The following is a 13,114-nucleotide window of genomic DNA, read 5'->3' as shown; positions in this document are numbered from 1 at the left end:
ATGGGAAATAAATTATCTGGAAAAGACCTGATTAAGTTAGGTTTTCCAAAAAACAATTCAATAAACATCGCCTTAGGGCAGATAAACAGATACAGAAAAAGAGAAAAAAAGGAATCTATTCTAACAGAGGCAAAAGATGTTTTGTTAAATCCTGAAAAGTACGAAGGAAATGGTACTTGGGGAAAAGTAGCTGAGGGTTTGATAAAACCGGTGCAAGTAAGAATGCATCAGCTTAAAACAACCAGAGCACCTTTTACCATTTTTGGTGAAAATGAAATTGACGAACAGGCGAAATATCAATTATACGATTCATTAAAATTGCCAGTTTCAGTCGCCGGAGCTTTAATGCCAGATGCGCATTCTGGTTATGGATTGCCGATAGGCGGTGTCTTAGCAACATATAATGCCGTAATTCCATACGGAGTTGGTGTTGACATCGGATGCCGAATGAGCCTTTCGATTTTTGATTTGCCGGCTTCTTTTTTTAGAGGAAAAGAGCATCAGCTGGAAGCAATTTTAAAAGACAATACCAAATTTGGAATGTATGAAACGCATGCAAACAGAGTCGATCATGATGTGTTCTATAAGAGCGAATTTCAGGATATTCCGTTGTTAAAGAATCTTTTGCCAAAAGCCTATAAACAATTGGGCAGTTCAGGCGGAGGAAATCATTTTGTGGAATTTGGAGTTGCAAAAATTGATAATCCAGAGAATGAGTGGAAGCTCGAAAAAGGCGAATATTTTGCAGTTCTTTCGCATAGCGGTTCTCGTGGTTTGGGTGCCAATATTGCTAAGCATTATACTTATCTGGCGACAAAACAATGTCCGTTGCCAAAAAATGTACAGCATTTGGCGTGGCTGGATTTGAACACACATGATGGTCAGGAATATTGGCTTGCGATGAATTTGGCCGGTGAATATGCAAAAGCCTGTCATGATGATATTCATAGACGAATTGCCAAAGCGATTGGGAAAAGAGTAGTGGTTACAATTGAAAATCACCACAATTTTGCCTGGAAAGAAATGGTCAACGGTCAGGAATGTATTGTGCACAGAAAAGGTGCAACCCCGGCAGGAGAAGGACAATTGGGAATTATTCCCGGTTCTATGACGGCACCAGGTTACATTGTGAAAGGAAAAGGAAATGCTGAAAGTTTAAATTCGGCTTCGCATGGTGCGGGACGTTTGTTTTCGAGAGCAAAATGCAAAAGTACTTTTACCCAAAGTGAAATCAAAAAGGTGTTGAAAGCCAATGATGTAACCTTGATTGGAGGAAATATTGATGAAGCGCCAATGGCGTACAAAGACATTACAAAAGTAATGGCAAATCAAACGGAACTTGTTGATATTCTTGGAACTTTTACGCCCAAAATTGTTAGAATGGACCGATAAAAAAGTAAAGATCATGGAAAGATTTCAAGATGAAAATAAATGGTTAGGAAGTTTCGGGGATATTATAAATGTAAAATGTCCTCAATGTGCTTCTCAAGCAGTTGTAAAGAGAACTTTTGAGTCTCAATGGTATTATAATGATAAGCGAATTTTAGAATGTAAAAACTGTTATTATTCCCTAAAAGAGGTTGCAGTAAAATACAAAGCCTTTGTGGATACTTATTGTTGTAATAATGAAGATAAGATAAAGTTCGAGTCTCAATTGCTAAATGAAAAACCGGATAAAATAAAATTAAAATGTCCGGTTTGTAAAGAGGTAAAAGAGTTTAAACCTAAAATTGAGGAAGTTTCTTTTGCTCTTAATTCAGATACTGCAACAGTAAGAGAAGGTTTTTTTAATGCTGAATTATGGTATCAAAAAGGGTTTGATAAAACATTTTTTTGGGCTTATAATCTGGAGCACATAAATTATCTGGAAAGATATATTAAAGCAGATTTAAGAGAAAGAAATAATAACGGAAGTTATAACGGAACTATGATTTCAAGGCTTCCAAAGTTTGTAAAAGAAGCAAAAAACAGAGAAAAGCTTCTTAAAATATTAGAAAAATGGAAAAAATAATTCAGATAACAGCAGGTCGGGGACCTGCAGAATGCACTTGGGTGGTTGCCCAAGTGCTTAAAAAGGTTTTAGACGAAGCACAAGAGCAGGGTTTAGAAGCAACTTTATTACAAAGAGAAGTTGGGCAGGAAAACGGAACGGTTGAAACAGCAACAATTGGCATAAAAGGAAACAATGCTGAGAAATTTACGAATTCCTGGATAGGAACGATTCAGTGGATTGGTCAAAGTCAGTTTCGAAAAATGAACAAACGCAAAAACTGGTTTATTGGAGTTTTTGAAATAGAATCTCAAAAGGGTTTTTCTGTTTCAGAAAAGGATATTCAGTATCAGGCAATGAGGAGTTCGGGAGCTGGCGGACAACATGTTAATAAAGTCAGTTCTGCCGTAAGAGCGACTCACATTCCGACAGGAATTGCGGTTGTTTCTATGGACAGCCGTTCGCAGCATCAAAACAAAAAACTGGCAACAGAAAGATTATTAAAAAAAATAGAAGACGAAAAATTAGTTCAACTTAAGAATCATGTTGGTAAACAATGGGAAAATCAGCTCAATATTGAGAGAGGAAATCCAGTTAGAGTTTTTACCGGAAGTGATTTTAAAAAGAACAAAGTAGAGAAAAGCTACAAAGAAACTCGTCAGAAATTAAAAAACGATTTACGAAATGAAAACAATTGATAAATACCTTTTTCAGGCTTTGGATAGTTATCCGTATTCGCTTGAAGAAACGATTGAATCTTTAGATTATGCTTTTTCTTACGATGAAAAAAACACCATGGTTTTGTGTTTATACGGACGCGTTCAGGCGGAGCAATTATGGAATTACGAAGATGCAAAGTCTTATTTTCAGCAAGCGCTGGCAATAAATATTCATGCTCTGGAAGTTTATCCGCATTATCTGCATACTTTAATTTTGAATGAAGATTATGATGAAGCTCAAAAACTAATCGATTTTGCAATTACCATAAAAGGAATAAACAAAGCAGAAATCTATGTAAAGAAAGCAATATTACTCGAAGTACAGCTAAAATTTAAAGAAGCATTAAAAGAATTAAAACTGGCAAAAATTCATTCAATTCAGCATGATTATGATACCGGAATTTCTGAAGTGGAGAAAAGAATCAAAAGCAAAATTGATTTGATGAAAAAGAAAAAGCCTAAGAAAGATTCTAAAAAGAAAACGAAATAATTTTAATTAATAAAAACGATGCAATTTGCATCGTTTTTATTATGGAGTATAATTTCCTACAAGGTTTTCAAAACCTTGCAGGAATGAATGTTTTTTACTTCCAATGCAGTTCTAATGCAAAGCAGTTTTTATCACCTTTGGTAATACTAAATGTTGTTGCAGATTGGTCATCATTTTCACTTTCGTGAATGACAACCTGATCTCTTAATGAGAGTTCTTTTAAAAAATTCATTTCGAAGCTTTTGACTTCTTGTTTTAATATTCTTTTTTCATCTACATGATCCAAACACCATTCTAGATATTTTACATTATTTGCATGATTTACAATGTCTAAATCAGATAAATAAATTGTTTTTTCGAAGACCGATTCTTTTTCAGAATTGATGTTTATTTTAGAAAAACCTTCAACAGTAGCTCTGTTTTCAGGGAAAAGTTCAAAATGTTCAAACGGTAATGCTAAAGCTTCCGGGCGACGTGCTTTGGTATTAAAAACGGCCCAATAGGTTTCACTTCCTACAATTTTTTTTCCGTTGATGTACATTTCAAGCGCACGTACAGAACGTGAATTTTCAAGACTGTTGATCCATGTTTTTACGGTTACAACATCCTGCCATTTTGGTAAAGCCGTTATTTCAACGCGCATTCTGCTTAAAACCCAGGCTTGGTTAAATTCCTGCATGTCAGTAAAACTTATTCCTCCAACTTCAGAATGTGCTGCCGCTGTAAGCTGCAGAAGATTGCATAAGTCGGTGTATTTAAGAGATCCGTTTGGTGTGCATTGGGTGAAGTTTATTTCCCATTCTTTGCTCAAAACCGATGTGAAATTTGGAGATATTGGCATTTTTAATTTTAGATTTATTTTTAGAAAATGGAATAAAGACGATAGAAAAAATAATTTTGTTTACTTTAGAAAATTTTCAATGTAATTTATGATTTCTTTCCTATTTGCCGCATAGTCAAACCACTTTGTGTTTTCATTTCTTTTGAACCACGTTAGCTGTCTTTTAGCAAATCTTCGGGTATTTTTTTTGATTTCTTCGATTGCAAAAGGCAAAGTAAATTCTCCATCAAAATAAGTAAATAATTCTCTATAACCAACGGTTTGTAAAGCATTTAATTCTTTGTTAGGATAAAGTGTTTTTACTTCTTCTAGCAATCCTTCGTTTATCATTATATCGACACGCTGGTTGATTCGGCTGTAAATTATTTCTCTGTCTGCATCTAAACCAATTAGGATAGGGGTGAAGTCTCTGTGATTTTTCTTCTGATTTAAAAAAGAAGAATAAGGTTTTTGTGCACCAATACAAACTTCTACAAACCGCATCATTCGCTGTGGGTTTTGCAATGTCTGCGGATTTTCTTCTGTTATTTTTTGATAATACTCAGGATCCAAACGTTGCAATTGTTCCTGAAGATATTCTATTCCGAGTTTTTCGTAATTTGAATTTACTTGAAAGCGCACATCTGGATCGATCTCTGGGAATTCGTCAAAACCTCTTAGAATAGCGTCTACATACAATCCTGATCCGCCAATTAAGATTATAAAATCATTAGTTTCATACAATTCGTCAATTTTTTGCAGGGCTTCTTTTTCATAGTCACCAACGGTATAGTTTTCAAAAATTGATTTATTTTGAATGAAATGATGTGTTGCTGACGCCAGTTCTTCTTGGTTTGGAACTGCAGTTCCAATCGTCATTTCACTAAAAAACTGACGGCTGTCGCAAGAAAGGATTTCGCATTTAAAATGTTTTGCCAAAGCAATACTCAAGGCTGTTTTGCCTATTGCTGTTGGTCCTACAATGGTTATTAGGTATTTCATATTTTTTTAGCCCAGATGGAAATGGAAACCCCGGACTTATATTTGTTAGTTTTTTTGGTATAAAAGAGCGACTTTAGAAGCTCCTTTTATGCCTTTAAAAAAACAACAAATATAAGGAGGAGTTGCAATGTACAGCTGGATTAGCTTCTTAAATTATTTATTTGGCAGTTCAGTCCCGCATTGGTAGCAATATTTGGCGTTATCAAAATGAACTTGTGACTGGCATTTTGCACATGTTTTTTTTGTACTTACAGAGTTATTTCTTAAACTGCTTTTGGCAAATTCTGCTGTTACAATTCCGGTCGGTACAGCTATAATTCCATAACCCATAATCATGACCAAAGAAGCCAAAAACTGCCCTAATGGCGTTGCGGGCGAAATGTCTCCGTAACCAACTGTTGTTAAGGTTACTATAGACCAATATATACCAACAGGGATACTTGTAAAGCCGCTTTCTTTACCTTCAACGACATACATCATTGCACCAATAATCACGGCGCTGATCATTACAAAATAGATGAAAACCAATATTTTTTCTTTACTGGCCTCTAATGCTTCTTTTAATTGAAAGGATTGATGCGAAATCTGCGGTATGTGCAGAATTTTGAACAGCCTGAAAAACCGCAGTACCCGCACAATTGTCAATACGCTGGTAGCTGGAAAAAATATAGACAGATACATTGGTAATATGGCTAACACATCTATTATTCCATAAAAACTGAAGATGTATTTTATTGGTTTTTGAATGGAAATAATCCGTAATAAATATTCTATTGTAAAAAATACTGTGATAATCCATTCGAAGATAAGTAATTGCGAATGATATTTATGATTTATGCCCTCGACTGTATCAAGCATAACCAAAAGCACACTTAATAATATGAGACCCAAAAGCACCAAATCAAACATGCGACCGAGAATAGTGTTGGTTCCGTAGAGAACAATTTTAATTTTTTCTCTAAATATCTCGTATTTTGATTTATTTCGTGTCATATCGCGAAGATACGTAAAGTTTTTTTTACTAAAAACGAAGAATTTTTAATGATTTGCTTTTACGAATGTAGTTTTGAATAAGGTTTTTTGCATCGCGATTGTGCTGCATTGGTATCAGGATATTTTTTAAGATTTCTATATTGGTAATTTGATAATTCAAATCGTAATAAGCATAACCTTTATAAATACCATCTTCTATTAATATGGCACTTCTTTCATTAACATTTCTTCCTTTGTCAATCAGAATCATGTTTTTGTTTTCAAAACTATTTTCAGAAATGAATTCTTGTACACGGGCATTATATATTTCGGCAATTACTTCTCCAATACAAGCTCCGTCACATTCTTTTATTTTGTATTGAAAACATTCTTTTTTGGTAATGTATAATCCCGTTAATTTTTGACACAAATGGTATTTTGATGTAAATCTAAAAAGTGCATTTTTACCATCTTGCAATGAGGTATATGAGGCAATTTCTTTTTTTCTTCCGTCTGCTTTTTCAAGTTTTAGATTGAGATAACCGTTTGAATCTTTCTCGACATAAATAGCATACGGAAAAAACATTTTTTTCTGCGAACGATTGTATTTTGGTCTGTTAACTTTTATTTCTTCGCTTTCTTTTAAGAGTGCAATTAATTCGCTTCCCGTTTCATCATAGGTTATGGTAAACACTTCTGCCTGAATTCTTTTGCTTTTGGTTGTAATTCCTGTAAAATGCTGATTGACTCTTTTTTTAATATTTTGGCTTTTGCCGATATAAATAAGAGTGTTGTTTTCGTTATGGATGTAATAAACCCCTGTTTTTGCAGGCATTTGAGAGACAAGATCCAAGAATTTTGGTGCAATTCCTTTTTCTATTTCTAATTTTATAAAGTCTTTTACAATTGTTTTTTCCAGGTCTTTTTCCAGAAGCATTTTAAAAAGCTTTACTGTTGCCATTGCATCTCCGCTGGCGCGATGTCTGTCTGCCATCGGAATTCCTAACGCGCGCACTAGTTTTCCTAAACTATAAGAAGTCTGTTCAGGAATTAGTTTTTTTGCAAGTTCTACTGTACAAAGTGTACGGGCTTCATAATCATAACCCAGGCGTCTAAATTCGGTGCGTAAAATTCGATAATCAAACGAAGCGTTATGGGCTACAATAATACAATCTGACGTAATTTCGATAATACGTTTTGCTACCTCAAAAAATTTTGGAGCAGATTGCAGCATTGCATTATTGATTCCTGTTAATTTGACCACAAAGGGCTGAATCGGAATTTCAGGATTAACAAGACTGATGAATTGATCAACTACTTCGTGCCCGTCAAATTTATAGATGGCGATTTCAGTAATTCCTTCTTCATTAAATTGTCCTCCAGTGGTTTCTATGTCTAATATCGCGTACAAATTCAGTATTCGGTGTTGAGTTTCTGTAGAGTCGCATTGCAGCGTCTTACAATAGATATATTTTGCAATTTAACGGCCTCCAAAAATGCTGCTTCCAATACGAACCATTGTGCTGCCGTTTTCTATTGCCAACTGATAATCACCAGACATTCCCATCGAAACTGTATTCAATTTACAATTAGGTATTTCCAGTGTTTTAATAGAATCAAAAATTGATTTTAAATGTGTAAATTCTTTTTTAATTTGGTTTTGATCTTCTGTAAAAGTAGCCATTCCCATTAACCCTAAGATACGAATATTTTTCAACTCTTTTAGTTCCACAGAAGTTAAAAGTTTATTTAATTCATTTTGATCTAAACCAAATTTACTTTCTTCTTCGGCAATATAAATTTGAAGAAGACAGTCTATAATTCTATTATTTTTTAAAGCTTGTTTGTTGATTTCCTGCAATAAATTAAGACTATCAACGCCGTGAATTAAATCTACATATGGCGCCATAAACTTAACCTTATTCGACTGAACATGACCAATCATATGCCATTGAATGTCTTTTGGCATTTCTTCCCATTTCTCCGTCATTTCCTGAATTTTGTTTTCTCCAAAAATGCGTTGTCCGGCTTCATAGGCTTGCATTAAGTCTGAAACAGGTTTTGTTTTTGAAACAGCAACTAGAGTAACATTTTCAGGAATAGTCGACTTTATTTCAGATAGGTTTTGCTTTATTGCACTCATTTTTGATTATAAATCTTTAGTATTTTATCATTATTTTCGTTCACCCACTTTTTAATGTCAATGAAAGAACTTTTTATTTCTTTTGAATTGTCTAATTCTGTAATACTGGAGCTGAATGTTTCTGAAATATCTTCTTTATTATTTTCTGATTTAATAATTTTAATTTTTACATAAAAAAGCGATGTTTTAAAATAGTAAAATTCGCCATAAATATTTTCAGAATATGCATTCTCATAGTGAATTGCCTGATGATATTCTCCCTTTATTAAATTAGTATATTTTTCAAATTTATATTTTCTCTGTTCTATTTGTGATAGAGCATTGTAGTTCTCTTCATTAAAATGGTGCTGATAAAGAGTGTATGAGAAACCTCCGCTTCCGTTTAGAATTTTTGTCTTTTGCCTCTTAGCTTTAATTTCTACAGTTGCACCTATTTTGCCTTCAGAAATTATATATCTGCCATTTTTGTCACAGATACTATCAATTTGATGAATTGTAAACTCCTTATCAGAATCTGAATTTGTGTTTTGTGATATGCAAATTGTGGCTATTAAATGGATAAGAATAAAAAACAGATTTCTCATAGATTATTCTTTAGATAAACTGTTTCGAAATTTTCTCCGCTTTTTTACTTTCGCTGTAATCATAAAATCCTTCACCTGATTTTACACCAAGTTTTCCGGCTCTAACCATATTTATTAATAATGGACAAGGAGCGTATTTTGGGTTTTTGAAGCCGTCGTACATTACATTTAGAATTGCAAGACAAACGTCAAGGCCAATAAAATCTGCCAATTGAAGCGGTCCCATCGGGTGTCCCATTCCTAATTTCATTACGGTATCAATTTCATAAACGCCTGCAACTTTATTATATAACGTTTCTATTGCTTCATTTAGCATAGGCATTAAAATTCTGTTGGCTACAAAACCCGGATAATCGTTTACTTCAACAGGAACTTTACCTAATTTTTCAGATAAATCCATGATGATTTTAGTTACTTCATCGCTGGTGTTGTACCCGCGGATAATTTCTACCAATTTCATAATCGGTACCGGATTCATAAAATGCATTCCAATAACGCGTTCAGGATGTGTAACAACTGCTCCAATTTGAGTTATTGAGATTGATGAAGTATTAGTAGCTAAAATAGTATTATGAGAACAAGCTTCGTTTAATTGTTTGAAAATATTGAGTTTTAATTCTACATTTTCAGTTGCAGCTTCAACAACCAAATCAGCGCCTACAACACCATCTTTAATATCGGTATACGTTATAATATTCGTGATTGTTTTGGCAACATCTTCCTGAGTAATAGTGCCTTTAGAAAGCATACGCTCTAAATTGGCTGCAATAGTTGCCATTCCTTTATCTAATGATTTTTCAGAAACGTCGATTAATTTTACGGTAAATCCGCTTTGCGCAAAAGTATGTGCAATTCCATTGCCCATTGTTCCTGCTCCGATTACAGCTATTATTTTCATTTGTGGTAGATGTTTTATTTATGATTTAGCCACGAATTCACCAATTAATTCGTGAATTCGTGGCTAATTTATTTTAAAATTACTTATTTTATTTGTTGAAACAATCAATAATTTGGTATGCTACTCGCAATGCATCTGTCGCTTGTTCAAGAGTAACTACTGGTGTAGTATTGGTATTAATTGCATTTGCAAAAGACTCTAATTCGTCAAGAATTGCATTGTTTTGTTCAACATCAGGATTTGTAAAATAGATTTGTTTTTTTACACCTTCTGCATTTTGCAAAATCATATCAAAATCTCCAGGTACTTCTGGGGCATCTTTCATACGAACAACTTCACATTTTTTCTCTAAAAAGTCGACTGAAATGTAAGCGTCTTTCTGAAAGAAACGTGATTTACGCATGTTTTTTAATGAAATTCTACTTGCCGTTAAGTTGGCAACGCAGCCGTTTTCGAATTCGATTCTGGCATTTGCAATATCTGGGGTTTCACTAATAACAGAAACACCACTTGCATTGATATTTTTTACTTTTGAATTTACAACACTTAAAATTGCATCAATATCGTGAATCATTAAATCCAGAACCACAGGAACATCTGTACCACGCGGATTAAATTCGGCCAAACGATGCGTTTCTATAAACATCGGGTTTTCGATCATATTTTTTGTCGCGATGAATGCAGGATTAAAACGCTCAACATGACCAACCTGTCCTTTTACATTGTATTCTTTAGCCAAAGCAATAATTTCTTCTGCTTCTTCGACAGTATTGGCAATTGGTTTTTCTATAAAGATATGTTTTCCTGATTTTATCGCTACTTTAGCACATTTATAGTGCGAAAGGGTTGGAGTAACGATATCAATTACGTCGACAGCATGAATGAGTTTTGCAATTGTACTGAAGTTTTTATAGCCAAATTCTTTAGAAATTCTTTCGGCATTTTCTTGATTTTCGTCGTAAAATCCAACTAATTCGTATTGGTCAGATTGTTGTAATAAGCGTAAATGTATTTTACCAAGATGACCAGCACCTAAAACTCCTACTTTTAACATGAGAATGTATTTTAAACAAAAATATAATTTATTTGTTGAAAGTAAAAATGAATTTAACTAATTGTGAGTTCTGAATTGTGAATTGTAAATCGTCAGTTATGGCTTTTGACTTTCTACTTTCTACTTTTAACTTTATTAATTTAATAATTAAAAATCAATATTTGATTTCCTTTTTTGTTTCTTATTTTTGCGAAAATAAAACCTACCCATTTTGAAAGACACTGCCAAACATCAAGGACTTCGTAATCAATTAGTAAGTACTTTAGAACAAAAAGGAATTACCGATAGAGCAGTTTTGGATGCGATAAAAAAAATCCCAAGACACCTTTTTTTAAATTCAAGTTTTGAAGATTATGCTTATCAGGACAAGGCATTTCCTATTGGCGCAGGTCAAACTATTTCGCAGCCTTACACAGTTGCTTTTCAATCGCAGTTACTGGAAGTTAAAAAAGAACATAAAATTCTTGAAATCGGTACAGGTTCTGGTTATCAAACTGCAGTTTTGTGCATGTTGGGCGCCAAAGTTTATAGTATTGAAAGACAAAACGAATTGTTTAAGCAGACCTCAAATTTGTTTCCTAAATTAAACATTCGACCAAAACATTTGTCTTTTGGAGATGGATATAAAGGATTACCAAGTTATGCACCGTTTGACAGTATTATTGTTACAGCTGGAGCTCCATTTATCCCGCAGCCTTTAATGGCACAATTAAAAATAGGAGGAAGGCTTGTTATTCCGCTTGGCGAAGATGTTCAGATTATGACTTTATTAATCAGGAAAAATGAAACTCAGTTTGAAAAACATGAGTTTGGAGAGTTTCGATTTGTTCCTTTATTAGAAGATAAAAATTAAAATAAAAGCCCATTTGTCTGGGCTTTTTATTTTGATGCCAATTCCAGAGCACGATACAGATTTTCTTTTTCAAGTTCAAGAATATAATTAATGAAAATAAACGTGTCATTTTGATTTTTGCTTTCTTCCAAGACAGAGAAATATTCATTTACGCTTTTTATATCTGCTTTGACCGAAATGTAAGTGTAATTATTTTGAAGCAAAATCCAATTTAATATCAAAGTTGCCATTTGAATATTTCCATTTTCAAAAGGGTTTATATCCAGTATTTTAAGATATGTTTCTGAAGCTAAAATTATTGGATGCAGATTGTTTTTATGCGTTTCGTACCAATTAAAAAGTAAATTCATTTCACGTACAATCAGCGTATCATTTTTAAATTTTCCTGAACTATTAGCAGAAGTACCTTTAAATATTAAATGATGAACGAAAAGAAACTCTTTTTCATTCAAAGCTGTCTTCTTTTGGACTAAATCTTTAATGTAGAGTATTGTTTCGTGAAAATTTATTGCTTCCATATGCTCCTGCATACTTTTGCCAGCAATAGTTAGTCCATCATTAATAACAGATTTAGTTTCTTCTAAGGTTAAAGAATTACTATTGAAATAAATGTTTTTAAAGATGAATTCTAATTCTAAAGTTTTGGAAATTTGACGTAATTCAAAGTGATTAAACGATTCCATCTGATTTTTCAGTGTATCAATTTCGTCTAAAATGCCTTGTATAGAGGTTAATAGTATAGTATTGATTTGTTTGCTGTTATTTTGAATCTCTTGTTCTGCAAGAAGCAGCGCTTTTAAGGCAAATTCTTCATTACCAATTTCATACAAAATTTTTTCTTTAAGCCACGCAGTCATCAAACTTTCATAATCAATCTCTAAAAGTTGAGAAAGTTTAGAGATTTGCTCTCGGGTTGGTTTTCTGGTTCCTGATTCAAATTTACTTATTAGCGCCTGATCAATACCAAGCATTTGCGAAACTTCGCGAGTTTTTAGACCTTTTTGTTCTCTTGCATTTTTTAACAGTGACTTCATGATGAAATTTTAAGTCTTGACAAAATTGGTCAATAAAATGAAAATAAAAAAAGCAATATTAGATATTGCTTTTTGATGTATCTTAAATACAAATTTAGTTATACGCTTTTTTAATTCGGTCTAAATCGCGTTTTGTATCCTGTTCTTTTAGAGACTCTCGTTTGTCATAATTTTTCTTACCCTTGCAAAGACCGATCTGCAATTTTGCAAGACCTTTTTCATTGGTAAATAATTTTAGGGGAACAATAGTAAGTCCTTTAGCCTGAACACTTTTATGAAGGCTTTTTAATTCCTTTTTGTTCAAAAGCAATTTTCTTTCACTTCTTGATTTATGGTTGAATTGATTTCCAAAAGAATATTCTTCGATATAGGTGTTTATAGCAAAAAGTTCAAGCTTGCTAAATTCACAAAAACTTTCGGTAATATTTGCTTTACCCAAACGGATTGATTTTATTTCAGTTCCTGATAAAACAATGCCGGCAGTGTAAGTATCGATCACTTCGTAATCGAAGCGCGCTCTTTTATTAAGTATATTGACTGATTTTAACATAGAAT

General features: G+C 33.3%; 15 protein-coding genes. 5 read left to right on the top strand and 10 right to left on the bottom strand.

The genetic code is table 11. From position 1 onward, the window contains the following. From B0A68_RS17475 to B0A68_RS17460, 4 genes are read left to right on the top strand one after another with little or no spacing between them, the layout of a single operon-like run. Entirely contained in the window at positions 1–1,392 is a 1,392-nt protein-coding gene (locus B0A68_RS17475) for an RtcB family protein (protein WP_035680685.1), read from the top strand. Between the two features lie 13 nt (positions 1,393–1,405). Continuing rightward, complete coding sequence (locus B0A68_RS17470; RefSeq protein ID WP_035687675.1) at positions 1,406–2,011, top strand: hypothetical protein; 606 nt, start codon at positions 1,406–1,408, stop codon at positions 2,009–2,011. Further along, a complete protein-coding gene (gene prfH, locus B0A68_RS17465) occupies positions 1,999–2,688 on the top strand; it encodes a peptide chain release factor H (RefSeq protein WP_035680683.1) in 690 nt (229 codons plus the stop codon). The genes B0A68_RS17470 and prfH overlap by 13 nt, the downstream gene beginning before the upstream one ends. Continuing rightward, a complete protein-coding gene (locus tag B0A68_RS17460; protein ID WP_035680680.1) occupies positions 2,675–3,199 on the top strand; it encodes a hypothetical protein in 525 nt (174 codons plus the stop codon). The genes prfH and B0A68_RS17460 overlap by 14 nt, the downstream gene beginning before the upstream one ends. A 94-nt stretch (positions 3,200–3,293) precedes the next feature. Here the strand turns inward: B0A68_RS17460 and B0A68_RS17455 are convergent, their stop codons facing one another. The 8 genes from B0A68_RS17455 to B0A68_RS17420 all read right to left on the bottom strand — a co-directional run bounded on the left by B0A68_RS17455 (position 3,294) and on the right by B0A68_RS17420 (position 10,672). Then, positions 3,294–4,040 carry an acyl-[acyl-carrier-protein] thioesterase gene (locus B0A68_RS17455; protein WP_035680677.1) on the bottom strand — a complete coding sequence of 249 codons (747 nt, stop codon included), beginning with the start codon at positions 4,038–4,040 and terminating at the stop codon, positions 3,294–3,296. Positions 4,041–4,100: 60 nt separating this feature from the next. After that, positions 4,101–5,021 carry a tRNA (adenosine(37)-N6)-dimethylallyltransferase MiaA gene (gene miaA, locus B0A68_RS17450; RefSeq protein ID WP_035680674.1) on the bottom strand — a complete coding sequence of 307 codons (921 nt, stop codon included), beginning with the start codon at positions 5,019–5,021 and terminating at the stop codon, positions 4,101–4,103. Positions 5,022–5,174: 153 nt separating this feature from the next. Then, a complete protein-coding gene (locus tag B0A68_RS17445; RefSeq protein WP_035680673.1) occupies positions 5,175–6,014 on the bottom strand; it encodes an ion transporter in 840 nt (279 codons plus the stop codon). 28 nt (positions 6,015–6,042) lie between these two features. Beyond that, positions 6,043–7,404: an exonuclease domain-containing protein gene (locus B0A68_RS17440; protein WP_035680671.1), complete on the bottom strand. Its 1,362-nt coding sequence runs from the start codon at positions 7,402–7,404 to the stop codon at positions 6,043–6,045. Between the two features lie 69 nt (positions 7,405–7,473). Then, on the bottom strand, positions 7,474–8,136 hold the full coding sequence (locus B0A68_RS17435) for a YggS family pyridoxal phosphate-dependent enzyme (RefSeq protein WP_035680669.1): 663 nt from the start codon (positions 8,134–8,136) through the stop codon (positions 7,474–7,476). Continuing rightward, positions 8,133–8,720, bottom strand: a complete 588-nt coding sequence (locus B0A68_RS17430; RefSeq protein ID WP_035680667.1) for a hypothetical protein — start codon at positions 8,718–8,720, stop codon at positions 8,133–8,135. Before B0A68_RS17430 ends, B0A68_RS17435 begins: the two co-directional genes overlap by 4 nt. A 10-nt stretch (positions 8,721–8,730) precedes the next feature. Further along, a complete protein-coding gene (locus B0A68_RS17425; protein ID WP_035680665.1) occupies positions 8,731–9,618 on the bottom strand; it encodes a 3-hydroxyacyl-CoA dehydrogenase family protein in 888 nt (295 codons plus the stop codon). Between the two features lie 88 nt (positions 9,619–9,706). Next, the gene (locus B0A68_RS17420; RefSeq protein ID WP_035680662.1) at positions 9,707–10,672 is read right to left on the bottom strand and encodes a Gfo/Idh/MocA family protein; all 966 of its coding nucleotides are present in this window, start codon (positions 10,670–10,672) and stop codon (positions 9,707–9,709) included. Between the two features lie 211 nt (positions 10,673–10,883). Here B0A68_RS17420 and B0A68_RS17415 point away from each other — a divergent pair, with 211 nt between their 5' ends. Then, complete coding sequence (locus tag B0A68_RS17415; RefSeq protein WP_035680659.1) at positions 10,884–11,525, top strand: protein-L-isoaspartate(D-aspartate) O-methyltransferase; 642 nt, start codon at positions 10,884–10,886, stop codon at positions 11,523–11,525. Positions 11,526–11,551: 26 nt separating this feature from the next. Here B0A68_RS17415 and B0A68_RS17410 read toward each other — a convergent pair whose 3' ends face one another. Both B0A68_RS17410 and smpB read right to left on the bottom strand, forming a co-directional pair. Further along, positions 11,552–12,559, bottom strand: coding sequence for a helix-turn-helix domain-containing protein (locus B0A68_RS17410; RefSeq protein ID WP_035680656.1), 1,008 nt, complete (start codon positions 12,557–12,559; stop codon positions 11,552–11,554). A 94-nt stretch (positions 12,560–12,653) separates the two neighbouring features. Continuing rightward, positions 12,654–13,109 (bottom strand): SsrA-binding protein SmpB, encoded by a 456-nt coding sequence (gene smpB / locus B0A68_RS17405; protein ID WP_035680654.1) that lies wholly within the window; start codon positions 13,107–13,109, stop codon positions 12,654–12,656. Between the last annotated feature and the right edge of the window lie 5 nt (positions 13,110–13,114).

Source organism: Flavobacterium reichenbachii (assembly GCF_002217435.1).
Classification (GTDB): domain Bacteria; phylum Bacteroidota; class Bacteroidia; order Flavobacteriales; family Flavobacteriaceae; genus Flavobacterium; species Flavobacterium reichenbachii.
This window is presented reverse-complemented; position numbering and strand designations above follow the sequence as displayed.

What these genes read in the sequence shown, in the direction of transcription:
- B0A68_RS17475 (WP_035680685.1), top strand. Translation starts at nt 1, where the DNA reads ATGGGAAATAAATTATCTGGAAAAGACCTGATTAAGTTAGGTTTTCCA.
- B0A68_RS17470 (WP_035687675.1), top strand. Translation starts at nt 1,406, where the DNA reads ATGGAAAGATTTCAAGATGAAAATAAATGGTTAGGAAGTTTCGGGGAT.
- prfH (WP_035680683.1), top strand. Translation starts at nt 1,999, where the DNA reads ATGGAAAAAATAATTCAGATAACAGCAGGTCGGGGACCTGCAGAATGC.
- B0A68_RS17460 (WP_035680680.1), top strand. Translation starts at nt 2,675, where the DNA reads ATGAAAACAATTGATAAATACCTTTTTCAGGCTTTGGATAGTTATCCG.
- B0A68_RS17455 (WP_035680677.1), bottom strand. Translation starts at nt 4,040, where the DNA reads ATGCCAATATCTCCAAATTTCACATCGGTTTTGAGCAAAGAATGGGAA.
- miaA (WP_035680674.1), bottom strand. Translation starts at nt 5,021, where the DNA reads ATGAAATACCTAATAACCATTGTAGGACCAACAGCAATAGGCAAAACA.
- B0A68_RS17445 (WP_035680673.1), bottom strand. Translation starts at nt 6,014, where the DNA reads ATGACACGAAATAAATCAAAATACGAGATATTTAGAGAAAAAATTAAA.
- B0A68_RS17435 (WP_035680669.1), bottom strand. Translation starts at nt 8,136, where the DNA reads ATGAGTGCAATAAAGCAAAACCTATCTGAAATAAAGTCGACTATTCCT.
- B0A68_RS17430 (WP_035680667.1), bottom strand. Translation starts at nt 8,720, where the DNA reads ATGAGAAATCTGTTTTTTATTCTTATCCATTTAATAGCCACAATTTGC.
- B0A68_RS17425 (WP_035680665.1), bottom strand. Translation starts at nt 9,618, where the DNA reads ATGAAAATAATAGCTGTAATCGGAGCAGGAACAATGGGCAATGGAATT.
- B0A68_RS17420 (WP_035680662.1), bottom strand. Translation starts at nt 10,672, where the DNA reads ATGTTAAAAGTAGGAGTTTTAGGTGCTGGTCATCTTGGTAAAATACAT.
- B0A68_RS17410 (WP_035680656.1), bottom strand. Translation starts at nt 12,559, where the DNA reads ATGAAGTCACTGTTAAAAAATGCAAGAGAACAAAAAGGTCTAAAAACT.
- smpB (WP_035680654.1), bottom strand. Translation starts at nt 13,109, where the DNA reads ATGTTAAAATCAGTCAATATACTTAATAAAAGAGCGCGCTTCGATTAC.